At 52.7% G+C, this 24,982-nt stretch carries 23 protein-coding genes; 20 read left to right on the plus strand and 3 right to left on the minus strand.

The features are described 5' to 3' along the window. The first annotated feature begins 9 nt into the window (after nt 1-9). The 13 genes from MCJ35_RS28805 (at nt 10) to MCJ35_RS28865 (ending at nt 14,497) form a co-directional block, all read left to right on the plus strand. Complete coding sequence (locus MCJ35_RS28805; protein WP_008724548.1) at nt 10-3,057, plus strand: efflux RND transporter permease subunit; 3,048 nt, start codon at nt 10-12, stop codon at nt 3,055-3,057. 461 nt (nt 3,058-3,518) lie between these two features. After that, nucleotides 3,519-3,827: a hypothetical protein gene (locus tag MCJ35_RS28810; protein ID WP_025484045.1), complete on the plus strand. Its 309-nt coding sequence runs from the start codon at nt 3,519-3,521 to the stop codon at nt 3,825-3,827. A gap of 127 nt (nt 3,828-3,954) precedes the next feature. Further along, on the plus strand, nt 3,955-5,970 hold the full coding sequence (locus MCJ35_RS28815) for a V-type ATP synthase subunit I (protein ID WP_008724577.1): 2,016 nt from the start codon (nt 3,955-3,957) through the stop codon (nt 5,968-5,970). Nucleotides 5,971-5,972: 2 nt separating this feature from the next. Further along, entirely contained in the window at nt 5,973-6,455 is a 483-nt protein-coding gene (locus MCJ35_RS28820) for a V-type ATP synthase subunit K (protein ID WP_008724579.1), read from the plus strand. Nucleotides 6,456-6,500: 45 nt separating this feature from the next. Beyond that, nucleotides 6,501-7,094: a V-type ATP synthase subunit E gene (locus MCJ35_RS28825; RefSeq protein ID WP_008724581.1), complete on the plus strand. Its 594-nt coding sequence runs from the start codon at nt 6,501-6,503 to the stop codon at nt 7,092-7,094. 17 nt (nt 7,095-7,111) lie between these two features. Next, entirely contained in the window at nt 7,112-8,092 is a 981-nt protein-coding gene (locus tag MCJ35_RS28830; protein ID WP_008724584.1) for a V-type ATPase subunit, read from the plus strand. Next, on the plus strand, nt 8,085-8,405 hold the full coding sequence (locus MCJ35_RS28835; RefSeq protein WP_008724585.1) for a V-type ATP synthase subunit F: 321 nt from the start codon (nt 8,085-8,087) through the stop codon (nt 8,403-8,405). The genes MCJ35_RS28830 and MCJ35_RS28835 overlap by 8 nt, the downstream gene beginning before the upstream one ends. Before the next feature lie 24 nt (nt 8,406-8,429). Beyond that, the gene (locus MCJ35_RS28840) at nt 8,430-10,205 is read left to right on the plus strand and encodes a V-type ATP synthase subunit A (protein ID WP_008724587.1); all 1,776 of its coding nucleotides are present in this window, start codon (nt 8,430-8,432) and stop codon (nt 10,203-10,205) included. Next, nucleotides 10,205-11,578: a V-type ATP synthase subunit B gene (locus MCJ35_RS28845; RefSeq protein WP_008724589.1), complete on the plus strand. Its 1,374-nt coding sequence runs from the start codon at nt 10,205-10,207 to the stop codon at nt 11,576-11,578. Before MCJ35_RS28840 ends, MCJ35_RS28845 begins: the two co-directional genes overlap by 1 nt. A gap of 29 nt (nt 11,579-11,607) precedes the next feature. After that, complete coding sequence (locus MCJ35_RS28850) at nt 11,608-12,291, plus strand: V-type ATP synthase subunit D (protein ID WP_007861605.1); 684 nt, start codon at nt 11,608-11,610, stop codon at nt 12,289-12,291. A gap of 292 nt (nt 12,292-12,583) precedes the next feature. Then, nucleotides 12,584-13,471, plus strand: coding sequence for a TlpA family protein disulfide reductase (locus tag MCJ35_RS28855; protein ID WP_240299732.1), 888 nt, complete (start codon nt 12,584-12,586; stop codon nt 13,469-13,471). Between the two features lie 41 nt (nt 13,472-13,512). Beyond that, nucleotides 13,513-13,662, plus strand: a complete 150-nt coding sequence (locus MCJ35_RS28860; RefSeq protein WP_008724594.1) for a CD1871A family CXXC motif-containing protein — start codon at nt 13,513-13,515, stop codon at nt 13,660-13,662. A gap of 13 nt (nt 13,663-13,675) precedes the next feature. Next, nucleotides 13,676-14,497, plus strand: coding sequence for a 4Fe-4S binding protein (locus tag MCJ35_RS28865; protein WP_025484040.1), 822 nt, complete (start codon nt 13,676-13,678; stop codon nt 14,495-14,497). Nucleotides 14,498-14,642: 145 nt separating this feature from the next. Here the strand turns inward: MCJ35_RS28865 and MCJ35_RS28870 are convergent, their stop codons facing one another. Further along, the gene (locus MCJ35_RS28870; RefSeq protein ID WP_008724598.1) at nt 14,643-15,110 is read right to left on the minus strand and encodes a RidA family protein; all 468 of its coding nucleotides are present in this window, start codon (nt 15,108-15,110) and stop codon (nt 14,643-14,645) included. Nucleotides 15,111-15,128: 18 nt separating this feature from the next. Then, entirely contained in the window at nt 15,129-16,253 is a 1,125-nt protein-coding gene (locus tag MCJ35_RS28875; protein ID WP_025484039.1) for a D-TA family PLP-dependent enzyme, read from the minus strand. Nucleotides 16,254-16,552: 299 nt separating this feature from the next. On the opposite strand from MCJ35_RS28875, the gene MCJ35_RS28880 reads away from it, so the two are divergent. The 7 genes from MCJ35_RS28880 (at nt 16,553) to MCJ35_RS28910 (ending at nt 23,952) form a co-directional block, all read left to right on the plus strand. Next, a complete protein-coding gene (locus MCJ35_RS28880) occupies nt 16,553-18,058 on the plus strand; it encodes a sodium:solute symporter family protein (protein WP_008724600.1) in 1,506 nt (501 codons plus the stop codon). Between the two features lie 60 nt (nt 18,059-18,118). Next, complete coding sequence (locus MCJ35_RS28885) at nt 18,119-18,778, plus strand: helix-turn-helix transcriptional regulator (protein WP_008724601.1); 660 nt, start codon at nt 18,119-18,121, stop codon at nt 18,776-18,778. Further along, nucleotides 18,778-20,388, plus strand: a complete 1,611-nt coding sequence (locus MCJ35_RS28890) for an N-acyl-D-amino-acid deacylase family protein (protein WP_025484036.1) — start codon at nt 18,778-18,780, stop codon at nt 20,386-20,388. The genes MCJ35_RS28885 and MCJ35_RS28890 overlap by 1 nt, the downstream gene beginning before the upstream one ends. 12 nt (nt 20,389-20,400) lie before the next feature. Then, complete coding sequence (locus tag MCJ35_RS28895) at nt 20,401-21,351, plus strand: sugar kinase (protein ID WP_025484033.1); 951 nt, start codon at nt 20,401-20,403, stop codon at nt 21,349-21,351. A gap of 29 nt (nt 21,352-21,380) precedes the next feature. Then, nucleotides 21,381-21,995: a bifunctional 4-hydroxy-2-oxoglutarate aldolase/2-dehydro-3-deoxy-phosphogluconate aldolase gene (locus MCJ35_RS28900; protein WP_008724606.1), complete on the plus strand. Its 615-nt coding sequence runs from the start codon at nt 21,381-21,383 to the stop codon at nt 21,993-21,995. A 125-nt stretch (nt 21,996-22,120) separates the two neighbouring features. Further along, on the plus strand, nt 22,121-23,182 hold the full coding sequence (locus MCJ35_RS28905) for an L-threonylcarbamoyladenylate synthase (protein WP_025484030.1): 1,062 nt from the start codon (nt 22,121-22,123) through the stop codon (nt 23,180-23,182). Nucleotides 23,183-23,277: 95 nt separating this feature from the next. Beyond that, nucleotides 23,278-23,952 (plus strand): FadR/GntR family transcriptional regulator, encoded by a 675-nt coding sequence (locus tag MCJ35_RS28910; RefSeq protein ID WP_008724610.1) that lies wholly within the window; start codon nt 23,278-23,280, stop codon nt 23,950-23,952. A gap of 22 nt (nt 23,953-23,974) precedes the next feature. On the opposite strand, the gene MCJ35_RS28915 is transcribed toward MCJ35_RS28910, so the two are convergent. Beyond that, nucleotides 23,975-24,778 carry an alpha/beta hydrolase gene (locus MCJ35_RS28915; protein WP_025484029.1) on the minus strand — a complete coding sequence of 268 codons (804 nt, stop codon included), beginning with the start codon at nt 24,776-24,778 and terminating at the stop codon, nt 23,975-23,977. Nucleotides 24,779-24,982 lie beyond the last annotated feature (204 nt).

Here is a 24,982-nt window from a genome sequence, read left to right on the forward strand (position 1 = left end):
GGCAGGAAAATGGGCTTAACGAAACTCGTCTTAAAAAGACCGGTCAGTACGGTTCTTGCAATCCTGTGCCTGATTGTGTTCGGTTTATCCTCTGTGATGAAATCACCGTTGGAATTAATGCCGGATATGAACATGTCCATGATGATTGTCATGACTGTCTATCCCGGGGCCAGCCCGGATGATGTGAATGAGCTGGTTACAAAACCCATTGAGGACAGGGCCAGTACCCTGAGCGGTCTGGATACCATCTCCTCACAGTCAAGGGAGAATACGTCCATCGTAATGTTAAAATACGATTACGGCACGGATATGAACGTTGCCTACGATGACCTTAAAAAGCAGATGGACCTTGCAAAGACGGAACTTCCGGATGATGCGGAGGATCCGATCATGCTGGAACTGAACACCAGCTTAAAACCGAACGTAATCATGGCTGTCAGCCATGGTGAGGACGATGACCTTTATAACTATGTAAATAACAATATCGTGCCTGAGTTTGAGAAACTGTCCTCTGTGGCAGAAGTATCCCTTGCAGGCGGCGTGCAGAAGTACATCAAGGTGGAGCTGCTGCCTGAGAAGCTGAAGCAGTACGGGGTCAGCATGAACTCCATTGCAGGCGATATCACCGGCGCGGACCTTACATACCCCGCAGGCAACACCGAGGTGGGCGACCAGAAGCTGGCCGTGTCAACGGAGCAGCCCTTTGAGACAATGGAAAGCCTCAATGACATCCCCCTTACGGTAAGCGGAAGCCAGACAGTTTATTTAAGCGATGTGGCCAACATATACATGGGCGCGGACGATATTGAGAGTATTGCGCGTTACAAGGCTGAGAACGGGGTACCGGAGGATATCGTGGCCCTGACCGTCAGCAAGCAGCAGGATGCGGCGACCCTGACCGTATCAAAGGATGTCAGCAAGGTGGTGGACCACCTGACAAAGCTGGACCCCACCCTTCAGATTACAGTGGTCAATGATGATAAGGACTCCATCATGTCCTCATTAAGCTCTGTTATTGAGACCATGGTCCTGGCCATCATCATTTCCATGGTCATTATCTGGCTGTTCTTCGGGGACCTGAAGGCCTCGCTGATTGTAGGAAGCTCCATTCCCGTGTCCATCCTGGCCTCGCTGATATTGATGCAGCTCATGGGCTTCAGCCTGAACGTAATCACCCTGAGCGCCCTGGTATTGGGCGTCGGTATGATGGTGGATAACTCCACGGTTGTACTGGAGAGCTGTTTCAGGGCAACGGACGATACGGGCTTCAGGGAATTTTCAAAGGCAGCCTTAAACGGAACAGGGGTTGTGTACCAGTCAGTCATCGGTTCCACACTGACCACCTGCGTGGTGTTCCTGCCCCTGGCCATGCTGGGCGGGATGACAGGTATGATGTTCCGGCCTCTGGGCTTTACCATCGTATTCTGTATGACGGCCTCCCTGATATCCGCCATTACGGTTGTGCCTTTATGTTACATGATATACAAACCGATTGAGAAGAAGACAGCGCCGTTCTCAAGACCGGTTGAGAAGATGCAGGCGGCTTACAGGACCATCATGGGAAGCCTTCTTAAAAAGCGCGGCCTTGTCATGCTGGCGTCCATACTGCTGCTGTTATTCTCCTTCTTCCTTGCCAGGTTCTTAAGGATGGAGCTTATGGCTGAGGATGACCAGGGCCAGATTACCGTTACGGCGGAAGTTAAGCCGGGTATGAAGATTGACAAGGTGGACGGGATCATGAAGCAGGTGGAGGAAATCATTTCCCAGCAGCCTGATGTGGAATCCTACTTCACCATGGCGGGAAGCTCAGGCCTGAGCATGAGTTCCGACCCCAGCGTGACCGTGTATCTGAAAAAGGACAGGAAGATGGAAACGGATGAGGTTGTCAAGCTGTGGAAACAGCAGCTGGCAGGAATCTCCGATACCAACATAACGGTGGAAGCCTACTCCCAGGTCAGCGCCATGATGGGCTCTGAGAATGATTATACCATTGAACTCCAGAGCACCAACTACGATGACCTGAAAGCGGTCAGCGATGACATTGCCCAGAGGCTGAGCCAGCGGCCTGAACTGACCAAGGTGCACTCCTCCCTGGAAAATGCGGCCTCGGTTGTAAAGGTTACGGTGAATCCCATTAAGGCCAGGGCAGCAGGCCTGTCACCGGCACAGATCGGCGGCACCCTGAACAACATGTTAAGCGGCGTGACCCCCACTACCCTTAACATCAATGGCGATGATATTGACGTTAAGGTGGAGTATCCCAGGGACCGTTACCGTTCCCTGGACCAGGTGGAGAGCGTTACACTCCAGACCCCAAGCGGCAAGTCCGTGGCCCTGACCGATGTGGCCCAGATCCGTTTCGCGGACAGCCCGGCATCCATCACACGACAGGATAAGCAGTACCGTGTGACGGTAAGCGGCATCTACACGGAGAATTCCAATAAGAATACAAAGACCCAGCTGATGGATGAAGTGATAAAGCCCAATGTGGGCGGCACGGTGTCCATTGCCCAGAATGCCCAGGAGGAATCCATGGCAACTGAGTTCAGCGCACTGTTCCAGGCCATTGGACTGGCAATCTTCCTTGTATTCGTAGTCATGGCGGCACAGTTTGAGTCACCTAAGTTCTCCATCATGGTAATGACCACCATACCGTTCTGCCTCATAGGCGCCTTCGGTCTCCTGTGGCTGGCGGACAGCGCCATCAGTATGACGTCGCTGTTGGGCTTTTTGATGCTGGTAGGTACGGTTGTTAATAACGGTATCCTGTATGTGGATACGGTGAACCAGTACCGGAGGGAGATGGACCTTAATACGGCCCTTGTGGAAGCAGGAGCCACACGTCTGAGGCCTATCCTCATGACTACCCTGACCACGGTGGTGGCCATGGTGCCCATGGCCCTGGCTCTGGGGGACAGCGGTTCCACGACCCAGGGACTTGCGCTTGTTAACGTCGGCGGCCTGACCGCGTCCACCATATTGTCACTGCTGATGCTTCCTGCATATTACAGCCTGATGAACGGCGGCGGGAAGAAGCGCATGATCATATCGGATTAAATGGTGTTAATAAGATGTTAAAAATTTACTATTTGCAAAACTGCAAAATGGTGGTATCATAAAAACAAATGCGGCTGCAGCAGAGAGGTCAATCGCCCCTTGGACCTGCAGCCTATTTTGATATAAGGAATTGTTATTTTTATAACAATTCCAAAGGTGCAGAATGGGTAGAAATATGGAAGCCTTTTGACGTTTTTTGTACGATATACAAAAATTTTTAGAAATCCTAAAAATTTTTCATGAAAAAGTAAGAAAGTGGATTGATAATTTTTTAGTCATGGGTTATAATCTATTCATATTGTACAAAAATAATAGGAAAGGCGTGGACAAATACTATTAACTTGTCATTTTATAGTTGAAACGTATTTGCCATAGTATTCCTACAGGCTTATCTGCACAGACTATTTACATATACCGGAGATAAGCATGGAGGAATTCCGGGAAGGAAAGGGGGATTTGGATTGGCCCAGGAGACAATTGATGCGATCCGGCAGGCAGAGGCAGCTGCCGAAGCAGCTGAAAAGGACGCGGTAAAACAGGCGGAAGCAATTGTGGCGGAGGCGAAGGCCCAGGGCGTGCAGTTAAAGGCAGACATGACAAGTGCTGCCAGGGAAGCTGCGGCGCGGGCCGAAGAAGACGCAAAGGCTCAGGGTGAGCAGATGATGCAGGCTGCGGGAGCAGAGGAAGTAAAGGAACTGGAACATCTGCGCAGTGCCGTGGCCGCGAAACAGGAACAGGCAGTCAAGATCATCTTATCGGAACTGCTGTGATGAAAGTCCACGATGGGAAGAATCGTGGAAAGGTAAGGAAAGTCCACGATGGGAAGAATCGTGGAAAGGCAAGGAAAGCCCACGATGATGAAGAATCGTGGGAAGGCAAGGAAGGAGGCGCTTAGGGTTGGCAGTAGTGCCCATGAAAAAAGTGCTGATCTGCGGACTGAAAAAGGACCGCAAGGGCACCCTTGAGCTTCTGCAGCGCCAAGGGGTACTTGAAATCAGCAATGTGCTGCAGGAAGATGATATGTTCCAGAAGATGGATGTAACGTCTTCCAAAACCGTATTTGAACGCAATGCCATCATAGCGGAACAGGCCGTCGGTATTCTGGATAAATATGCGCCGGAAGACAAGGGCATGCTGGACTCGTTCGCAGGCAGGGAAATCCTGACCGTGGAGCAATATGAGGCCAATGCAGGCCAGCACGACGAGACCATGAAGAAAGCCTACCGCTTACAGGAACTGGCAAAACAGATTGGCGAGAACAGTGCCGTCATCCCGAAGCTGGAGCAGCAGATGGAAGCACTGGCGCCATGGAAGTCCTTTGATCTGCCCCTTGATTTTAAAGGGACGAAGAAATCCGTGGCATTCATCGGTTCCATCCAGGAAGAGATTTCCCTGGAACAGCTGAGGGAACAGCTGGGCGTGCTTGCGCCGGGGGCTGAGACAATTGACCTTAACATTGTCAGTTCATCCAAGGAACAGACCTGTCTTTTCATTGTGTGTGCCAAAGGGGACGCGGAAGCAGTGGAAGACGCGTTAAAGAAGCTTAATTTTGTGAAACCGCCCCTCAGCTCCCTGGTGCCTGCCAAACGGCAGCAGCAGCTGGAGGAGGAGCTTTCCAAGGTAAAGGCTGAGATTGCAGGAGCGGAGAAGGCAATCGCCGAAATGGCGCCTGACCGGGACTCCATCAAGTTTGTTATGGACTACTACACCATGCGTTCCGAGAAGTACGGGGTGTTAAACGGTCTGGTACAGTCCAGGAGGGTATTCCTCATCACCGGATATGTCTCAGTGGAAGCAGCCCCCAAGCTTGAAAAGCTGCTTCAGGATAAGTATGAGGTGGTAATTGAATTTTCCGAGCCGGAAGAAAAGGATGACGTGCCCGTGGTGCTGCGCAACAACAAGTTCGCCGAGCCTGTGGAGGGGGTCATTGAGAGTTACAGCCTTCCGGGCCAGGGCGAGATAGACCCGTCCATGGTGGTGGCCTGCTTCTATTATGTGCTTTTTGGCCTGATGCTGTCCGATGCGGCCTACGGGCTTATCATGATTGCAGGAACAGCGTACTGCCTGACTAAGTTTAAGAACATGGAAGACGGAATGAGGAAGTTCATGAAAATGTTCATGTACTGCGGTATTTCCACCGCGTTCTGGGGCTTTATGTTCGGAAGCTTTTTCGGGGATGCGGTCAATGTGATTGCAACCACATTCTTCAACAGGCCGGACATAAGGCTGGCGCCCATCTGGTTTGAGCCGGTAAGCCTGCCCATGAAGATGCTGGTGTTCGCATTCCTGATCGGTATCATCCATCTTTTCACAGGACTTGGGATTAAATTCTATACCTGCGTTAAGAACGGAAGCCTGATGGACGGTATATATGATGCCGTGTTCTGGTATATGCTGGTGGGCGGCGGTATTGTATACCTGCTGACCATGTCCATGTTTACCGATATGCTGGGCCTGAGCTTCACCCTTCCGGCGGCAGCGGGAACCGTGGCAGCCGTGCTGGCGGTAATCGGCCTTATCGGCATTGTACTTACCAGCGGGCGGGAATCAAGAAGCTGGTTCAAGCGTATCCTGAAAGGCCTTTACGGGGCGTATGGGGTAACCTCATATCTGAGTGATATCCTTTCCTATTCCCGTCTGCTGGCCCTGGGTCTTGCCACCAGCGTCATCTCCACCGTATTCAACAAGATGGGAAGCATGGTGGGAGGGAACATTCCGGGAGCAATCGTATTCATCCTGGTATTCCTGATCGGACACAGCCTGAACCTGGCAATCAATGCACTGGGCGCGTATGTCCATACAAACCGTCTGCAGTTTGTGGAATTTTTCGGAAAGTTTTATGAGGGAGGCGGAAGGAAATTTGAACCCTTCGCCATTCACACTAAATATTATAAAGTCAAGGAGGACATTTAGTTATGGAGAATATGGGAGTTGTTTTAGCGTTATTAGGAGCTGTTCTGGCGGCACTTTTTGCAGGAATCGGTTCTGCTATCGGAGTTGGCATCGCAGGTGAGGCTGCTGCAGGGGTTGTGACAGAAGACCCCAACAAGTTCAGTAAGGTTCTGGTATTACAGCTGCTTCCTGGTACACAGGGTATCTACGGCCTGCTGATCGGTTTCATCACCCTGACACAGATCGGCATCATGGGCGGAAGCTCCGACATTTCCGTAGCTAAGGGATTCTTATATCTGGCAGCCTGCCTTCCAATGGCATTCGTTGGTTTATATTCCGCCATCAAGCAGGGCAAGGCCGCTGTTGCAAGTATCGGTTTAGTTGCTAAAAAGCCGGACCAGTTTGGTAAGGCAATGATCTTCCCGGCCATGGTTGAGACCTACGCCATCCTGGCACTGCTGATCTCCATCCTTGCTATCTTTGGTATTGCAGGCGTTAATGCGTAAGCATTGTACGGATATCAGGAGAGATTCAGGAAAGGAGAACATCGCATGGCGGGATTAGATAAAATCATCAGCCAGATAAAAGAAGAATCCCAGGAAACGGCGGCACGCACCTTAGCGGCGGCCAGGGATGAGGCGGAGAAGGTCCTGGCAGCTGCCCGTAAGGAAGCGGAAAGCGAGTGCGCCGACATTGAGAGGCGCTCCAGGCAGTCCGTTGCCAACATCCTGGAGAGGGGGCAGTCCGCTGCCGACCTTAGGAAACGCGGAAGTATCCTGGCCGAGAAGCAGAAGCTGATCGGCGACACCATTGAGAAGGCGAAGGCGGAACTCAAGGGAATGGACACGGATGCCTATTTCGACATGATTCTTAAACTGGCTGTCAAATCCGCACAGGAAGGTAAGGGCGAGCTTCTGTTTTCAGAAAAAGACCTTGCCCGGGTCCCTGAAGGGTTTGAGGACAGACTTAATGCTGCGTTAAAGGATAAGGACGCGGCCCTGCACATTTCCAAGGACACCAGGGATATTGATGCCGGATTTGTGCTGACCTACGGCGGGATTGAGGAGAACTGCTCCATCAACGCAATCTTTGATTCAGCCCACGAATTATTGCAGGATAAGGTGCAGGAAATTCTTTTTTCATGAACGGAGGAACTTTTTAAATGGCAGACAAACAATATGTTTATGCAGTAGCCCGTATCCGTTCCAAAGAATTGTCCCTGCTATCCGGCGCATTTTTAGATCAGCTGACAGCTGCAAAAGACTACGATGAATGTATCCAGCTTCTCATGGAAAAGGGTTGGGGCGACGACAGCACGGCAAGTGCTGAGGAACTTCTGGCCCTGGAGCGGGAAAAGACCTGGGGACTGATTTCAGAACTGGTGGAGGACGTGTCCGTATTTGACGTGTTCCTGTACGGCAACGACTACCACAACCTGAAGGCAGCCATCAAGGAGGCGGTCAAGGCAGAACGCACAGGCCATGACTATCCCGGAATCTACATTGACCAGGGCTCCGTGGATGTGAAGCTGATACGCGACTCCATACAGAACCGGGAATTCCAGAATCTTCCGGAACCCATGAGGGCACCGGCGGAAGAGGCCTATAAGGCACTTCTCCACACCCAGGACGGACAGCTTTGCGATATCATCATCGACAAAGCGGCCCTGGATGCGATTCATCATGCCGGTAAATCATCCGGCAATGAGTTCCTGAAGCTTTATGCGGAGCTGACAGTGGCAGCAGCAGATATAAAGACAGCGGTGCGGGCATCCCGTACCGGTAAGGACAGGGCATTTTTGGAACAGGCGCTGGCGCCTTGTGATACCTTGGATATAACACGCCTGGCCCAGGCGGCCATAGAAGGAGTGGATGCCATCGGTATTTACCTGGAATCCACCACCTATGCAGATGCGGTAGAGGAACTGCGCCGCTCACCTTCAGCCTTTGAACGGTGGTGCGACAATCTGATGATCCGCAAGATCAAGCCCCAGCAGTACAGCCCATTCGGACTTGGACCGCTGGCAGCTTATATTCTGGCGCGTGAGAACGAGATCAAGTCAGTTCGGATCGTACTTTCCGGGAAACTCAACCATCTTCCCGAAGAGTCCATCCGGGAAAGGGTAAGGGAGATGTATGTATAAGATTGCAGTGATGGGTGACCGGGACAGTATCTACGGTTTCGCAGCCCTGGGTCTGGAACCATTTCCCCTGACAGACCCGGTAGTGGCAGGAAAGAAATTAAGGGAACTGGGAGAAAGCGGATATGCCGTGATTTATATCACGGAAGCCCTTGCGGCCCAGGTTGAACCGGAGATTGACCGCTTCCGTGAAGCTGACCTTCCGGCCATCATACTGATCCCAGGTGTGTCCGGCAATACGGGCAAGGGAATCATGGCAGTGAAGAAGTCAGTAGAGCAGGCAGTTGGCTCTGATATAATATTTAATGGGCAGTAAGCGCTCATGACAAGGAGGTAAAAGATGAGCAAAGGCGTAATTAAAAAAGTAGCAGGTCCGCTGGTTATCGCAGAGGGCATGCGCGACGCCAACATGTTCGACGTTGTCCGCGTCAGCGACCAGCGTTTGATTGGTGAAATCATAGAGATTCATGGCGACAAGGCTTCGGTCCAGGTTTACGAGGAAACCTCCGGACTGGGACCAGGGGAGCCGGTGGAATCCACAGGCGTGCCCATGAGCGTTGAGCTGGGGCCTGGCCTGATTGGAAGTATATATGACGGTATCCAGCGTCCGCTGGATGCCATTATGGAGAAGACAGGCGGCAACCTGTTGAACCGCGGGGTGGAGGTTCCCTCCCTGAAGCGTGAGAAGAAGTGGACCTTTGTGCCTTCAGTGAATGTGGGCGACAAGGTGGGCAGCGGCGATATCATCGGTACGGTACAGGAGACGGATGTGGTACAGCAGAAGATCATGATTCCTGTCGGCATCGAAGGCACCCTGACCTATATCAGCGGCGGCGAGTACACGGTTACGGATACGGTTGCTGTGGTGACCGATGAGAAGGGACAGGAGCATCCTGTCAGCCTGATGCAGAAATGGCCGGTACGTAAGGGCCGTCCTTACCAGAGGAAGCTGTCCCCTGACATGCCCCTTGTAACAGGACAGAGGGTCATCGACTGTCTGTTCCCAATCGCAAAGGGCGGTGTTGCGGCTGTTCCCGGACCATTCGGTTCAGGTAAGACGGTTGTACAGCACCAGCTTGCAAAGTGGGCTGATGCGGATATCGTGGTTTACATCGGCTGCGGCGAGCGCGGCAACGAGATGACGGACGTTCTGAATGAGTTCCCGGAACTGAAGGATCCAAAGACGGGCAAGTCCCTGATGGAGCGTACGGTCCTGATTGCCAATACCTCGGATATGCCTGTTGCGGCACGTGAGGCGTCCATCTATACAGGTATCACCATTGCCGAGTATTTCCGTGACATGGGTTATTCCGTGGCCCTGATGGCAGACTCCACATCCCGTTGGGCCGAGGCACTCCGTGAGATGTCGGGCCGTCTGGAGGAAATGCCCGGTGAGGAAGGTTACCCCGCATACCTGGGTTCCCGTCTGGCACAGTTCTATGAGCGTGCGGGACGCGTGATTTCCCTGGGCAGTGATAACCGCGAGGGCGCGCTTTCCGTAATCGGGGCGGTATCCCCTGCGGGCGGCGATATTTCCGAGCCTGTCACACAGGCAACCCTGCGTATCGTCAAGGTATTCTGGAGCCTGGATGCCGACCTGGCATACAAGAGACATTTCCCGGCCATCAACTGGCTGACCAGTTATTCCCTGTACGTGGACACCATGGAAAAATGGTTCAACGCAGAGGTGGAAAGCGACTGGACCGAGCTTCGCGCCCGTCTCATGCGCCTGCTCCAGGAAGAGTCTGAGTTAAATGAAATCGTACAGCTGGTTGGTATGGACGCCCTGTCCGCGCCTGACCGCCTGAAACTGGAGGCAGCCCGTTCCATCCGTGAGGACTTCCTGCACCAGAACGCGTTCCATGAGATTGATACCTTTACATCCCTGAAGAAGCAGCACATGATGATGATGCTTATGATGGCATATTTTGATAAAGCAGGCCAGGCATTAAGCCAGGGTGTGAACATCGAGCGTCTGGTCAACCTTCCGGTGCGTGAGGCTATCGGACGTTTCAAATACACCGAGGAAGCCGATCTTGACAGCGTTTATGCAGATGTGATCAAGACACTGGAAGCAGAACTGAGCGATGAGCTGAGCAGAAAGGAGGACTTCTAATGCCCAAGGAATATAGAACAATTGAAGAGGTAGCAGGTCCTATCATGCTGGTCCGCGGCGTACAGGGTGTAACCTATGACGAGATGGGTGAGATTGAGCTGGCAAACGGCGAGAAACGCCGCTGCAAGGTCCTGGAGATAGACGGCGGCAACGCCATGGTGCAGCTGTATGAGGCGGCTACCGGCATCAACCTGGATTCCAGCAAGGTGCGTTTCTTAGGCCGTACCATGGAACTGGGCGTGTCCGAGGATATGCTCAGCCGTATGTTTGACGGCATGGGCAAGCCCATTGACGGCGGCCCCGACATCCTGCCTGAAAAGCGTATGGATATCAACGGCCTTCCCATGAATCCGGCAGCCAGAAGCTATCCTGAGGAATTCATCCAGACCGGCGTCTCTGCCATAGACGGACTGAATACATTGGTCCGCGGACAGAAGCTTCCTATCTTCTCCGCATCCGGACTGCCCCATGCCAACCTGGCAGCACAGATTGCGCGTCAGGCAAAGGTGCGCGGTACCAGTGAGCCTTTCGCCGTTGTATTCGCGGCCATGGGTATCACCTTTGAGGAGGCCAACTTCTTTATGGAGAGCTTCCGTGAAACAGGCGCCATCGACAGAAGCGTCATGTTCATCAACCTGGCCAATGACCCTGCGGTTGAGCGTATCGCAACACCGCGTATGGCGCTGACCGCGGCAGAGTACCTGGCATTTGAGAAGAATATGCACGTGCTGGTCATCCTGACCGATATCACGAACTATGCAGATTCCCTGCGTGAGATTTCCGCTGCGCGTAAGGAAGTTCCCGGCCGCCGCGGTTATCCGGGATACATGTACACCGACCTGGCTTCCCTGTATGAGAGAGCCGGACGCCAGAAGGGCAAGAACGGATCCATCACCATGATCCCGATCCTTACCATGCCTGAGGATGACAAGACCCATCCGATTCCTGACCTTACGGGATACATTACAGAGGGACAGATCATCCTGAGCCGTGACTTATACCGCAAGAACGTAACACCGCCAATCGACGTACTTCCTTCCCTTTCACGTCTGAAGGATAAAGGTATCGGCGAAGGCAAGACAAGGGCAGACCATGCCGATGTCATGAACCAGCTGTTTGCAGCCTATGCCCGTGGTAAGGATGCAAAGGAACTGATGGTAATCCTTGGTGAGGCAGCCCTGACTGACATGGATAAGCTGTATGCCAAGTTTGCTGATGAGTTTGAAAAAGAATACGTATCCCAGGGCTACTATGCTGACCGTGATATCGAGGAAACCATGGAAATCGGCTGGAAGCTCCTGCGCATCCTTCCAAGGAGCGAGCTGAAACGTATCAAGGACAAATTCCTTGACCTTTACTACGATGCAAAATAACCAGCAGTCAGAAAGGAAGTTGACATAACATGGGTGCAAAACATGTGAATCCCACCCGTATGGAGCTTACCCGTCTCAAGAAAAAGCTGGCGACAGCAATCAGGGGACACAAGCTCCTGAAGGATAAGCGGGATGAATTGATGCGTCAGTTCCTGGACCTGGTGCGTGAGAACAAAGCCCTTCGTGAGAAGGTAGAGGCAGGCATTGCGGCGGCCAACCAGAATTTTGTGCTGGCCCGCTCCGGCATGACAGACGAAGCCCTGAATGTGGCCCTGATGGCTCCCAAGCAGGAGGTTTATCTGGAATCCGAGACAAGGAATGTGATGAGTGTGGAGATTCCTGTGTTCAAGTATAAGACCAGGACTTCAGACCCCAATGACATCTATTCCTATGGATTTGCCTTTACCTCCAGCGATCTGGATGATGCGGTGAAAAGCCTGGCAGACCTTCTGCCGGATATGCTGCGCCTGGCCGAGTGTGAAAAGTCCTGCCAGCTCATGGCAGCGGAGATTGAAAAGACCCGCCGCCGTGTTAATGCCCTGGAGCATGTGATGATTCCCGAGACCCAGCAGAATATCCGCTACATCACCATGAAGCTGGATGAAAATGAGCGGAGTTCCCAGACAAGGCTTATGAAGGTTAAGGATATGATGCTCGAAGAAGCCCATCACTACAGCGAGAGGGAAGTTGTCCCTGTGGTGGATGAGGTGTGACCCGTATACAGTGAGCAGCGGGGAATCAGTCCGGACGGCTGAGGGACGGCTTCATGAAAGGTTAATAAAACTTTCATAAAAACCCCCGCAATGCCGGGTGGACAGAAGATAATAAATATGATAGAGTAAATTCCAGGTAATGGTATGAAAGCCATTGCCTGGGATTTATTATTTTCTAAGGAAGCCCGGATGACCGAGCTTTTTTTGTCACTGGAAACCACGGATCATGATACCGGAACCAGGATGGACGGATGGAACTGATAACGGTTTGGGATGATGGGAGGAAATGTAGATGAGGAAACCGTATTTTAGATTGAACAGGAAGTCAGCGGTCAGGATGGGTGCAGTACTGTCCCTGACCTTATGTATGGCCCTTCAGACAGCGGGGTGCAGTCCTGCGGGCAAGGGCGCGGAACAGACAACGGCTGCGCAGACGGCCGGGGCGGCCGGGGATGTTGCGGCAGACAAAGACAAGGCAGATGATGTCCAGGGCGCCGGTAAAGCTGCGGCAGACAAAGACAAGGCAGATGATGCCCAGGGCGCTGGTAAAGCTGCGGCAGATAAAGACAAGGCAGATGATGCCCAGGGCGCCGGTAAAGCCGCGGCAGATAAGGGGCAGGCGGGAACAGGCCAGGGCGTGGCGGATAAGGAGCAGGAAGGCGCCGGTGAGGCGGCGGCAGACAAGGCCAAGGCAGACGCTGGTGAGGCGGCAGACAAAGGTGAGGGCGACAGCGGAATCGAGGCCCAGCCGGGTGTGCCTTTAAAGGCAGGCAATAAGGCGCCTGACTTCACGGCGGAACTGATTGACGGTTCCAGCATCTCGCTTTCAGACCTGAAAGGAAAGCCGGTCATCATTAATTTCTGGGCGACCTGGTGCGGGCCGTGCGTCAGGGAGATGCCTGCTTTTGAGCGCTTAAAAGAAGATTTTGGGGATGAGATAGGCATCATTGCGGTGAACTGTGGGGATGATGCTGATACGGTGAAGGATTTTGTGGACGAATACGGATATACCTTCCCGGTGGTGCTGGATGAAGACTATGAGGTGACCATGCTCTATCCCTCCAATTCCATCCCATACACCGTGGTCCTGGATGCCAATGGCAAGATTACCCATGTATCAACCGGCGCATACGACGCAGATACCATGTACGGCAGGTATAAAGAGGCTCTGGGGCTATAGGGATACAGAGGGAAGACACGTGAAAGGGAGGACTGTCCCATATGAGGCATATGACGAGACAGAATCGAATAACGGTCCTGCTCCTTTTTCTGGGAGTTGTATTTCTGTGCGCCGGATTGTACCAGGGCGGATATCAGGACACCCTGCACAAGGCAATCCGGGTGTGTCTGGAGTGCATAGGAATCGGATGAAAGGATGAGGACCATGAAAAGGCGGCTGATACAGCTTTGTTCTGCATTACTATATAACCTGAACCTGAAGGGATTTGCCCAGGTATCCATTTATCAGGGCAAGGCCAAGGGCCTATGCGTGCCCGGCCTTAACTGCTACTCATGCCCCGGGGCGGTAGGTTCATGTCCGTTGGGGACACTTCAGAATTCCCTGGCGGCATTGGACCGGAAGATGCCCTTTTATATACTGGGGGTGCTGCTGCTCCTTGGGGTCACGCTGGGAAGGACCATATGCGGTTTCCTGTGTCCTTTTGGGCTTGTGCAGGAGCTGCTCTATAAAATTCCCGTCCCCAAGCTTAAGAAGAACCGGGTTACCCGGATTTTATCGAAACTGAAATATGTGATCCTGATTGTATTTGTAATACTGCTGCCCATTGTGTTTAAGATGGCCACAAGGCTTCCGGTGCCCGCGTTCTGCAAATACATATGTCCCGCAGGAACCCTGGAGGGAGGTATCCCCCTGGTGCTCCTGGATGAGTCCCTGGGCAGCCTTGCGGGGGCGCTGTTTTCCTGGAAAGTGCTTGTGATGGCCGCCATACTTATCAGCGCCTGTTTTATTTACCGAAGCTTCTGCCGTTTCCTCTGTCCCCTTGGGGCGGTTTATTCCCTGTTTGCCCCGGTGGCAATGCTGGGGGTCAGGATAGATGACGGCGCCTGTACCAGCTGCGGCAGGTGTGTGCGGACCTGTAAGATGGATATTAAGAATGTGGGGGATATGGAATGTATCCAGTGCGGGGAATGTATGAAGGAATGCGGTGTGGATGCAATCCATTGGAAGAAGCCATTCCGGTCATGAGAAGAAATCATTGAAAGAAAAAATACAAAATAAAAAACTTAGGATGTAAACTAAAAAGCTCCTGTGGGGGAAATTGGCGGCAAAAAGCCGTATTTCCCGTATACAGGAGCTTTTTCTTTTTAACCCATGTCCCTGGCTTTCAATCTTATTCCACTTCCAGAAGGACTTCGATTTCACATGCAATCCCACCTGGAAGTGCATTGGTACCGATGGCGGAACGGGCCGGGCAGCCCACTTCCTCGCCGAACAGGTCGACAAGCAGATTGGATGCGCCGTTTACCACCTGGGGCTGCTGGACGAAATCATCTGCGCTGTTTACAAAACCCAGCACCTTTACAAAACGTTTAATCTTATTGAGGTCGCCGGTTTTGGCCTCAATGTTTGCCAGAAGGTTCAGCATGCAGTTATAGGCAGCCTTCTGTCCTTCCTCCACCGTAAGGTCCTTTCCTAATTTGCCGACCACGGTGTTGCCGTTCCCTAAGTCCGGACCGCAGCCGGAGCAGTATAAAAGGTTTGTCCCAAATTCCTGTACTGGTGTATATACACCGCCCTTTGGCGGAGGCGCCGGAAGGGTGATTCCTTTTTCATTTAATCTGTCATATACGTTTGCCATAGTATTACTTCCTTTCAATCAAATGTTTATTTTACGGTTTCTGGCTGTTACTTCCCAAGTATCAAGGATATGTCCCTTTTCCACAACCGGTACCGATGGATACAGGGCGCTGGTGGGGCAGATATGGGTGGGCACCACGAAAAGTTCATCCCCCACCCTTGGGCACTGGTCTTCGTATCCTGGTTCCATGCAGAAGGCCCAATGTTCCTCGCTCTGGAACAGTTCCCTGACATGTTCCATTCCGGCAATGACGCCCCGGGTCCCTTCCGGGTCAGAGGCAATTCCCTTATATCCCAGGTCCAGTGTGAAATGACCCTTCAGCGGACAGCTGATGACCCTGGTCATGACGGCTGCGCCCGGAGTGAATACAAGATCCGGATACTTCATTGTATATCCATAGTCATTGACGAAATAGGTGCCGGGGGAAAGATACACCTCATACCCTGTCCTGGGAAAATCCACATAGCATGGCATGGAGGGGGAACCGCCCAATACCAGGGTCTTGCAGGAATATCCCTTTTCACACAGGTTCCTGCAGATGTCCCTAATCTGGGCAGCGCTGGTGTCTGCTTCCTTCTTGCGCTGGGTAAAGTCGTGTTCGGTACGGTGGCCGTCATAGCAGTGAAGGCCCATCATGGAGACGCCGTCCATCAAAGCGCAGTCCATGAAGAATGCCTCTGTATCCTTAACAGGCACGCCGGTGCGGTCCATGCCCAGATTCACATCCACCAGTACATTGGCCCTGAGTCCGGCTTCTGAGCACAGCTGTCCAAGGGCGCGTATCTGATTCTCATTGTCACCCACTGCCCAGAAACAGACCTTGGGATATGCCTGCATCAGTTGGATGAAACGGCTTATATTAGGGCCTACCAGAGGATATGCCACCAGGACATGGCCTGCGCCGCAGCCAGCGGCCATCTCTGCTTCCGCTATGGTTGCACACTTAAAACGGGTTATGCCGGCTTCCATCTGAAGGCGGACCATCTGGGCCATCTTGTGGGTCTTTACATGAGGCCACAGATATCCGGGGCCTCCGGCTAAGTCCACTGCCTTCTTAATGTTTTCTTTAATGATGTCCAGGTAGTAGACCAGGGCCGGGGTGATTACTTCTTTGGATTCTTCAAACTTGTAATGATTATCCATAACAACCTCCTTCACATCTAAACTCGGCAGAACCAGAAACACTGTTCATTATGGTTATAACACAAATTGTTGAAGCTTACAAGGCTAAAAATAGAAAAACATGCAAAAAAGTTAGTGATTAACAGAGGATAAAGAAAAAAGTGCACAAAAAAGTTAAAAAACATATTGACAATTTGTTTAAAGCTTATTACAATGGATTTAAACAAATTGTTGAACCGTTCAAAAATTTGGCAGAATTCAGAAACGGGTTCAGCAATCCTGTGGAACACTATCCATTTTTAATACTAAGGAGGAAGAGTATGTTAACAAAGACCCATGCAACATTCTTCATTATTGGATTCATGCTTTATGTGTGTTTGATGATTGTGGTAGGCATTATCTGCAGTAAAGGCAAATCCAAAGGAAAAGATTACCTTACAGGCGGCGGTAAGATGCCCATGTACCTCATTTTTGCCACCATGGGCGCCACCCTCATCGGCACAGGTTCGTCCATCGGCGCCACGGCCAACGGGTTTAAGAACGGTTTTGGCGGCTCTGCCTATGGTATGGGCGCTGCCCTTGGAATCCTGGCCCTGGTACTGGTGGCCAAGAAGTCCAAACTGAGGGCCAAGAACCTGCTGACCATGGCCGAGGAAGCGCAGTTCCATTACAACGGCAATAAGATGGTAAAAGCGGTCATGAGTTTCATGATGTACATCATTGAGGTCGTATGGCTGGGGAACCATATCAATGGAGGCGCTACTTATCTAAGCTATGTAACGGGAATGGACCTGACCACCTCCAAGCTGGTGGCAGTGCTTGCATTCGGAATCTATGTCATCATCGGCGGATATCTGGCAGTTGTATGGACAGACCTGATCCAGCTGACCGTGCTGGTAATCGGATTCATCGCCATTACAGCCATTGCCATTCCCATGGCAGGCGGATGGGGCAATATCTCCGGGACCATCACTGCGGCGGGCAAGGCAGGCAACTTAAGCTTTTACGGTGTTAAGTCCATGGGAGGCATGGCGCTGTTCTCACTGATGTTCTCCATTGCAATCCCCTGTCTGGGCACGCCTACATACCGTATGCGTATCTACACGGCCAAGGATGACAAGACCGCAATCCGGGCTTTGAGCCTTTCTGGATGGCTGTTGTTGATTTTCTCCCTTCTTCCTGCTATTATTGGTATGGCGGCATTTACAATCGCAACCAATACAGGCGCGCAGGCAGTACTGGAACAGCCGGATTTTGCATTTACCTATATCGCAACCGTTGTGTTAGGACCGGTCCTGGGCCTTATGTTCATGATTTCCGGCCTGTCCGCGACCATGTCCTCCGGTGACTCCGATGCAATCGCAGGAGTGACCATACTGATACAGGATATCTATCCAATCATCACCGGCCGGCAGCTGGATGATGAGAAGGTTGGGAAATACTCACGGGTAGCCACCGTGGCAACCCTGCTTCTTGCCTTCTTTGCAACCCTGTTTGCAAAGGATGTCATGAGTTACATCAGCAATGTAATCGGTTCCATCATCCCGGGCGTGTCCATCGCCATGCTGTTAGGCGCATGCTGGAAGCGCGCTACCTGGCAGGGAGGTATTGCCTCGGTAGGCGTGGGTACCCTGTTTGGCGTGCTGTATCTGGCAGTGCCCGCATTCTCCAGCGCGGTGGCCGGCATTTTCACCGGACCTGCCATTCCTGCAACACTGGTAGCCCTTGCAGCGGAAGTGATTGTTTCCTTATGCACAAAGAAAGAGGAAATGTCTGAAGAAGAAAGACTGGCTCTGGTTGTTGAATCAAGAGGAGCTGTAAAATAAGCATCAGCCGGGCATCGGGATGAAGACCCGATGCCTTAAGGCATGAAGGGAGATGAAATCATGGGGTTTGTAAAAGATAATTTCGAGGTTCTTGACAGTCTGGCAAAGTGTATTGCCATCCAGTTCGGGGCGAACTGTGAAGTGGTGCTCCACGACCTTACGCTGCCGTATGACCGCACGATCGTGTCCATCTATAACGGCCATGTGACGGGCCGCGAGGTGGGCGGAGGCGGCACCAATGCGGGACTGGAGATACTGAGGGGGACAGCCATGCCTGAAGACCAGTATGGTTATATCAACTATACAAAGGATGGAAGGACACTGCGCACCTCCAGCAAGTATTTCATGGGCGAGGATGGCAGGGTAGAGGGAAGCCTCTGCATCAACCTTGATATTACAGGCCTCATGATTGGCGAGGCGGCCATGAGGGCCATTAGCGGCCAGGGCGCTGAGACAAACACCAAGGAAGTATTCACCGCGAATGTGGACGAGCTTTTGGACACCCTGATGCAGGATGCGGTACAGAGCACCGGCAGACAGCTGGCCATGCTGACCAAAGAGGACAAGGTGGCAGTGGTCCGCTATCTGGATGAGAAGGGCGCGTTCCTTATTAAGAAGTCTGCTGAGAAGGTGGCGGATTTCCTTGGTATCTCCCGGTTTACCGTGTACAATTATCTGAACGAAGGAAATGGGACAAAGGAAAGCGGGGAAGACGGATAATGGCTTCAACATTAATAAAAAACGGATTGGTTTACGACGGTCTGGGAAATGCACCCCAGAAGGCTGATATATATATAAAGGATGACAGGATTGAACGGATTGGGGAAACTATCTGCCAGGAGGCGGATTTGGTGGTGGATGCGGCAGGAAGGGCGGTGACGCCGGGATTCATCGACATACACCGCCACTGTGATGCCAAACCATTTAACAGCAAGGACTTTGGGGATGTCCTGCTGTCCCAGGGCATTACCACAACCGTGGTGGGAAACTGCGGCATCTCCATGACGCCGGCCAGCGCGGACCCGGTGCGCGCAAAGGAGATGTATGAATTCGATGAGCCGGTGCTGGGACCGATTAAGGACAACCGGATCCGCACCTACCATGACTATATGGAAGCGCTGGATCAGACCGGGCTTCCGGTGAACTTTGGGTCCATGATAGGGACCGGGGCGGTGAAGATAACGGTCAAGGGATTTGCCGACACACCGTTCACGGATGAGGAGATGGCTGAGGCCAGGGCCTTGGTGGAGGATGCCATGAAGGAGGGAGCCGCGGGCGTGTCCGTGGGCATCATGTACCTTCCTGAATGCTACAGCACCACGGATGAGTTTGCCAGGCTGCTGGAGCCGGTGGGGCGTTACGGCGGGGTTGTGACGGCCCATATACGGGGCGAGGGCGACAGTATGGTGGACAGCGTGAAGGAAATGATTGAGATTGGACAAAAGGCAGGCTGTGCCGTGGAAATCAGCCACTTCAAGTCCTGCGGCATGGCCAATTGGGGAAAGGAAATCCACAGGGCCATCGGGCTGATTGAGGAGGCCAGGGCCAAGGGACAGGATGTGACCTGTGATTTCTATCCATATGAGGGAGGCTCCACTGCCCTGACCACCATGATTCCGCCTGTGTATGTGCGGGGGGACATGAACCGTGCGTTAAAGCGCATGGGGACTCAGGAAGGCGTTGCTGAATTCAGGGAAGCCTGCAGCGTGGCCTACGATGACTGGGATAACTTTGCAATCACCCTTGGCTGGGACAGGATACTCATATCCGGCGTTGTAAGGAAGCATAATGAAAAGTACCTGGGGATGACAGTGACGGAAGCCGCCAGGGCATTCGGGTTTGAGGATGCGGCGGCCTGTGCGGCCTGGCTGATGCACGATGAGGACGGAAGGACAGCCATCATTAACATGAGCATGTGCCAGGAGGACATTGACACGGTTGCCAGGCTTCCTTATTCCGTGGTCATATCAGATTCCATCTATGCGGACACCAATACGCCCCACCCCAGGATGTACGGTGCATTTCCAAAGATAATCCGGGAATATGTAAGGGAGAGGGGCATCCTTACCATGGAACAGGCCATCATGAAAATGACCTCCCTGCCCGCGGACCGCATGAAGCTTGAGGGACGGGGAAGGCTTGCCGAAGGGTGCTTTGCGGATGTGAACATATTTGACCCGGCAGAATTTAGGGACAATGCCACCTTCGCCGACCCTGCCAGGATGGCCGAGGGCCTGTGGCTCTGCATGGTCAACGGCAAGGCCGCTTTAAGGGATGGAAAGCCCTTAGGCGGATATCACGGAAGGAATCTGCGCATTAAGAGAAAGTAAAAGGAGGAAGACATGCCTCAGATTGTTACGGTTGGAGAGACAATGGCTGCATTTACCCCTGGTTCCACGGGATTCTTGCGGTATGTGAAAAACTATGAGATGCGGATTGCAGGCGCGGAAAGCAACCTTGCAATCGGCGTATCCAAGCTGGGACACAGCGCCGGATGGATCAGCTGTCTTGGCAGGGATGAGTTCGGGGAGTTTGTCCGAAACAGCATACGGGCCGAGGGCGTGGACACCAGCAGGGTCGTGTTTGACCCTGATTACAGGACAGGCATCATGTTCAAGCAGGTGAGGAACGCATCGGAGACCTCGGTATTTTATTATAGGGAAAATTCCGCCGCAAGCCATATGCATCCCCGGATGCTGGATGAGGATTATCTGGCCCAGGCCGATGTCATCCACCTTACTGGGATCACGCCTGTGCTGGGGGACAGCTGCCGGGAGACTGTATTGGCTGCCATGGATCTGGCGGGAAAGCATAAAAAGCTTATCAGCTTTGACCCCAATATCCGCAGGAAGCTTTGGAAGGACAGGGACTTTGTGCCAATGCTCCGGGATATGATGTTCAGGGCCCACATCGTACTTTTGGGAGCGGATGAGGCAGAGGCCTTACTGGGGGTATCGGAAGCCGGAAGGATCATGGACCTCCTGTTTGAAAAGGGACAGGCCAGGTATGTGGCTGTAAAGGACGGGGCCAAAGGCGCTGTTGTGGGAGACAGGGGAGGATTGACGGCAATCCCGCCGTTTCCCTGTGCCAGCATTGACCCGGTGGGCGCAGGCGATGCATTCAACGCCGCCTTCCTCTGCGGCATCCTGGAAGGAAGGGATGTGGCGGACTGCGGACGGATGGGCGCTGTGGCAGGGGCCCTTGCAACGGAAACCTATGGGGATACGGAAGGGTATCCCTCCATGGAACAGATGGAAACAGCAATGAAAGGTGAGGACATCATCTACCGGTAAGGAAGCCGGAAAGAAAGGAGAGGGAACCGATGAAACATATTTTGGAGAATAACAGGATTTGTGCAATCATGCGCGGGGTACCGTTAGGGAAGGCATTGGATTATGCGGACGCCGTATACCGCGGAGGCGTGCGGATGTTTGAAGTGGCCATGAACTCCGGGGATGCGGCAAAGCAGATTGAGCTTATGAGGAAGCATTTCGGGGACAATGCCTATGTGGGCGCAGGTACTGTAATCAGTGAAGAGCGCTGTAAGGCGGCCAGGGAGGCGGGAGCCCAGTTCTTCCTGACCCCATCGGCGACCACGGGCACCATGGAATTCTGCCGCAGATATGACATCCCTCTTCTTCCCGGAGTGCTTACCCCCACGGATGTGGCCGTCTGCCTGGAGTACGGATATAATATCATGAAGCTGTTCCCGGCCGGGGACATGCCGCCTTCCTATGTCAAAAGCCTGAAAGGGCCTTTTGACGGCACCGAGTACGTGGCTGTGGGCGGCGTCACCGCAGGCAATATCAAGACCTTCCTGGATAATGGATTTATCGGTGTGGGGATTGGAAGCAACCTGATGCCAAAGGAATACGTGAAGAATGACGAGTGGGATAAAGCGTCTGAATATGTAAAAGGGATTGTGGAATCCATATAAAAAGCGATGAACTTTACATTCCCAGCTGCCGGTGTTAAAATAAATTGGACACCGGCATTTTTGTATGCAAAAAGCATCTTGTAAAAACATCTTGCAAAAAACATCCTGGATACAGAGGTAATGACATGGAAACAAAGAGAATTGTTATTGAAGATAGAAGGAATATAAAGGATGAGGAGCTGGCAGAGGCTGCCGCGGTGCTGAAAAGCGGCGGTCTTGTGGCTTTCCCCACGGAGACCGTATACGGCCTGGGCGGCAATGCCCTGGATGAAGATGCGGCCAGGAAGATTTATGCCGCCAAGGGACGCCCCTCCGACAACCCCCTGATTGCCCATATATCATGCGCGGCAGAACTGGCACCCCTGGTAAGGGAGATACCCGAGGCCGGCAGGAAACTGATGGAAGCCTTCTGGCCCGGCCCGCTGACCATGATATTCCCCAAGAGCAGTAAGGTGCCCTACGGCACCACCGGAGGGCTGGACACGGTGGCTGTCCGCATGCCCGATGACCCGGTGGCCAGCCGCCTGATTGCCCTGGCCGGGGTTCCCGTCGCAGCGCCCAGCGCCAATACCTCGGGGCGTCCAAGCCCCACCACGGCGGACCATGTGTGGCAGGACATGAATGGGCGCATTGACATGATCATCGACGGGGGTCCGGTGGGAATCGGCGTGGAGTCCACCATTGTGGACATGTCATCCCCTGTGCCGTCGGTCCTGCGCCCGGGCGCCATCACCATGGAAATGCTCAGGGAGGTGCTCGGCGAGGTGGCTGTTGATCCGGCCATACTGGGACCCATGAAGGAAGATGTGAAGCCGAAAGCGCCGGGGATGAAGTACAGGCATTATGCGCCGAAGGCAGAGCTTACGCTGGTGGAGACTACAGGGCCAGTGGAGAGCATGGTGGAGAAGGTGAAGGAACTGGCCCATGAAAAGCTCGTCCAGGGCTGCCAGGTGGGCATCATCTGTACGGACGAATCCAGGTCATGCTATGCCGAAGGCACGGTGCGCAGCATCGGCGCCAGGGAAAGCCAGGAATCGGTAGCCCATAACCTGTATGCGGTGCTGAGGGAATTTGATGATCTGAAAGTAGAATATATATTCTCGGAAAGTTTTTCAGAGGACCACCTGGGACAGGCAATCATGAACCGGCTTTCAAAGGCGGCCGGGTATAAGATTGTGCGGGTGTAAGGATTGTGTGGGTATAAGACTGTACGGGAGTAAGGGTATACGGGAGTAAGATTCTACAGGTGTAAGAATGAGATGGAACGGACAAGGAGTGCAATATGGAGAAACAGACCCTGGGGGAGATTGCTGCCCAGAAGCTTTTAGGAATGATACAGGACAAGGGGTATACGGCTGGGGATAAGCTGCCTACGGAGGCAGAGCTGGTGGAACGTCTGGGAGTGGGGCGCAACACGGTCCGCGAGGCCCTGCGCATCCTTATGTCCAGGAATATCGTGACCATACGCCAGGGCTCGGGCACCTTCATATCGGACAAGAACGGGGTGGCCGACGATCCCCTGGGATTTTCCATGATAGAGGACAGGCGCAAGCTGACAGAGGATTTAATCCAGATCCGCGTGATGCTGGAACCGCCCATAGCGGCCCTGGCAGCCCAGAACGCCACGGCGGAGGATGTGCGGGTTTTAGGGGATATCCTGCTGGAACTGGAATCCTGCATGGAACGGCATGAGGATTATGCGGAAAAGGATTCCCAGTTCCATGCCCACATAGCCGGATGCAGCCACAATCTTGTCATGACCAACCTTGTGCCTGTGATTACAGACGGGGTCCGCGTATTTGCCGGCTCTGTCCGGGAGACAGAGTATGACAAGACCAGGGAATCCCATCGGAGGATTTACGAGGCAATCCGTGACCGGAGGCCGGTGGATGCCCAGCAGGCCATGTATTTCCATCTGATGTTTAATGACAACCGGTATAGGGATGAGATGAAATAGGGGGAAAGCATCCCCCTGTTTTTTATCTGTTTTCCAGCATCCAGTCCAGGATCCTGCGGATATAAACATCCCAGAAATCCCAGTTATGCCCGCCTGGCCCTTCTTCGTAGACAAGGTCTGCCTGCATGTCTTCCATGCGCTTTTTCACAGAACGGTTAATCTCATATAGGAAATCCCCGGTACCGCAGGCCTGATACAGCCTGGGGGCCGTATTATCATTCCTGCACTGCCCATACAGGGCGAACAGGTCCCTGTCGCTGCCGGAAAGCGCTTCCGGGTTCTGGAAGATATCATGCCATGGGAATGGGTTATCTATGGCGCCGCCCGTTGCCTGCTTATATAAAACCGCGATGTCCAGCGCCCCGGACATGCTGGCAGCCTTGGCATACAGATGAGGCGCTGACAAGGCCAGGTACCAGGCTCCGTAGCCTCCCATGGAGAACCCGGCGATGTAGGTATCTTCCCTTTTTTTGGAAACGGGGAACACGCTTGTGATGAACATGGGGAGTTCTTCCGTAAAAAAGGTGCGGTAGGCGCTTCCGCGGTACATGTCCTGATAGAAGGAATTGCCTGCGGAGGCCATGACCACGGCGCAGCGCCGTTCCTGGGCATACCGCTCGATGTTGCTGTAACGGATCCAGGAGCTGAAATCCCCATATGCGCCGTGCAGAAGGTAGACCACGGGCAGCCCTGTTTCATATTGGTACTGCTTTTGTACGTCCTGGTCCACAATCTGTTCATTTCCCTGCGGGGTTGGGATGATTACATTGATTGCAATATTATTTCCCAGTGTAGAACTATAATAGTGACATGTCATACTTGCCATAAAAATCCCTCCATAATCAAAAATTATTTTCATTATACAGGAAACGAAAATCTTATACTAGACGGAAATTGCCCTGTCTGGCCTGAAAATGAACGTATATTGTTCTTTTAAATCGGATGGGATTTTTTGTAAGCAATCGTATTTTAGTGAAAATACATGATAAATAGGGGGAATTCTTATGATTTCCTAAATAAAATACGAAAA

This window comes from Enterocloster sp. OA13 (genome assembly GCF_022440595.1).
GTDB lineage: Bacteria > Bacillota > Clostridia > Lachnospirales > Lachnospiraceae > Enterocloster > Enterocloster hominis.

Bases quoted from the DNA above. Each gene is read 5' to 3' on its own strand.
- MCJ35_RS28805 (WP_008724548.1), top strand. From the start codon at position 10: ATGGGCTTAACGAAACTCGTCTTAAAAAGACCGGTCAGTACGGTTCTT.
- MCJ35_RS28820 (WP_008724579.1), top strand. From the start codon at position 5,973: ATGGAGAATATGGGAGTTGTTTTAGCGTTATTAGGAGCTGTTCTGGCG.
- MCJ35_RS28825 (WP_008724581.1), top strand. From the start codon at position 6,501: ATGGCGGGATTAGATAAAATCATCAGCCAGATAAAAGAAGAATCCCAG.
- MCJ35_RS28830 (WP_008724584.1), top strand. From the start codon at position 7,112: ATGGCAGACAAACAATATGTTTATGCAGTAGCCCGTATCCGTTCCAAA.
- MCJ35_RS28835 (WP_008724585.1), top strand. From the start codon at position 8,085: ATGTATAAGATTGCAGTGATGGGTGACCGGGACAGTATCTACGGTTTC.
- MCJ35_RS28840 (WP_008724587.1), top strand. From the start codon at position 8,430: ATGAGCAAAGGCGTAATTAAAAAAGTAGCAGGTCCGCTGGTTATCGCA.
- MCJ35_RS28845 (WP_008724589.1), top strand. From the start codon at position 10,205: ATGCCCAAGGAATATAGAACAATTGAAGAGGTAGCAGGTCCTATCATG.
- MCJ35_RS28850 (WP_007861605.1), top strand. From the start codon at position 11,608: ATGGGTGCAAAACATGTGAATCCCACCCGTATGGAGCTTACCCGTCTC.
- MCJ35_RS28855 (WP_240299732.1), top strand. From the start codon at position 12,584: ATGAGGAAACCGTATTTTAGATTGAACAGGAAGTCAGCGGTCAGGATG.
- MCJ35_RS28860 (WP_008724594.1), top strand. From the start codon at position 13,513: ATGAGGCATATGACGAGACAGAATCGAATAACGGTCCTGCTCCTTTTT.
- MCJ35_RS28865 (WP_025484040.1), top strand. From the start codon at position 13,676: ATGAAAAGGCGGCTGATACAGCTTTGTTCTGCATTACTATATAACCTG.
- MCJ35_RS28870 (WP_008724598.1), bottom strand. From the start codon at position 15,110: ATGGCAAACGTATATGACAGATTAAATGAAAAAGGAATCACCCTTCCG.
- MCJ35_RS28875 (WP_025484039.1), bottom strand. From the start codon at position 16,253: ATGGATAATCATTACAAGTTTGAAGAATCCAAAGAAGTAATCACCCCG.
- MCJ35_RS28880 (WP_008724600.1), top strand. From the start codon at position 16,553: ATGTTAACAAAGACCCATGCAACATTCTTCATTATTGGATTCATGCTT.
- MCJ35_RS28885 (WP_008724601.1), top strand. From the start codon at position 18,119: ATGGGGTTTGTAAAAGATAATTTCGAGGTTCTTGACAGTCTGGCAAAG.
- MCJ35_RS28890 (WP_025484036.1), top strand. From the start codon at position 18,778: ATGGCTTCAACATTAATAAAAAACGGATTGGTTTACGACGGTCTGGGA.
- MCJ35_RS28895 (WP_025484033.1), top strand. From the start codon at position 20,401: ATGCCTCAGATTGTTACGGTTGGAGAGACAATGGCTGCATTTACCCCT.
- MCJ35_RS28900 (WP_008724606.1), top strand. From the start codon at position 21,381: ATGAAACATATTTTGGAGAATAACAGGATTTGTGCAATCATGCGCGGG.
- MCJ35_RS28905 (WP_025484030.1), top strand. From the start codon at position 22,121: ATGGAAACAAAGAGAATTGTTATTGAAGATAGAAGGAATATAAAGGAT.
- MCJ35_RS28910 (WP_008724610.1), top strand. From the start codon at position 23,278: ATGGAGAAACAGACCCTGGGGGAGATTGCTGCCCAGAAGCTTTTAGGA.
- MCJ35_RS28915 (WP_025484029.1), bottom strand. From the start codon at position 24,778: ATGGCAAGTATGACATGTCACTATTATAGTTCTACACTGGGAAATAAT.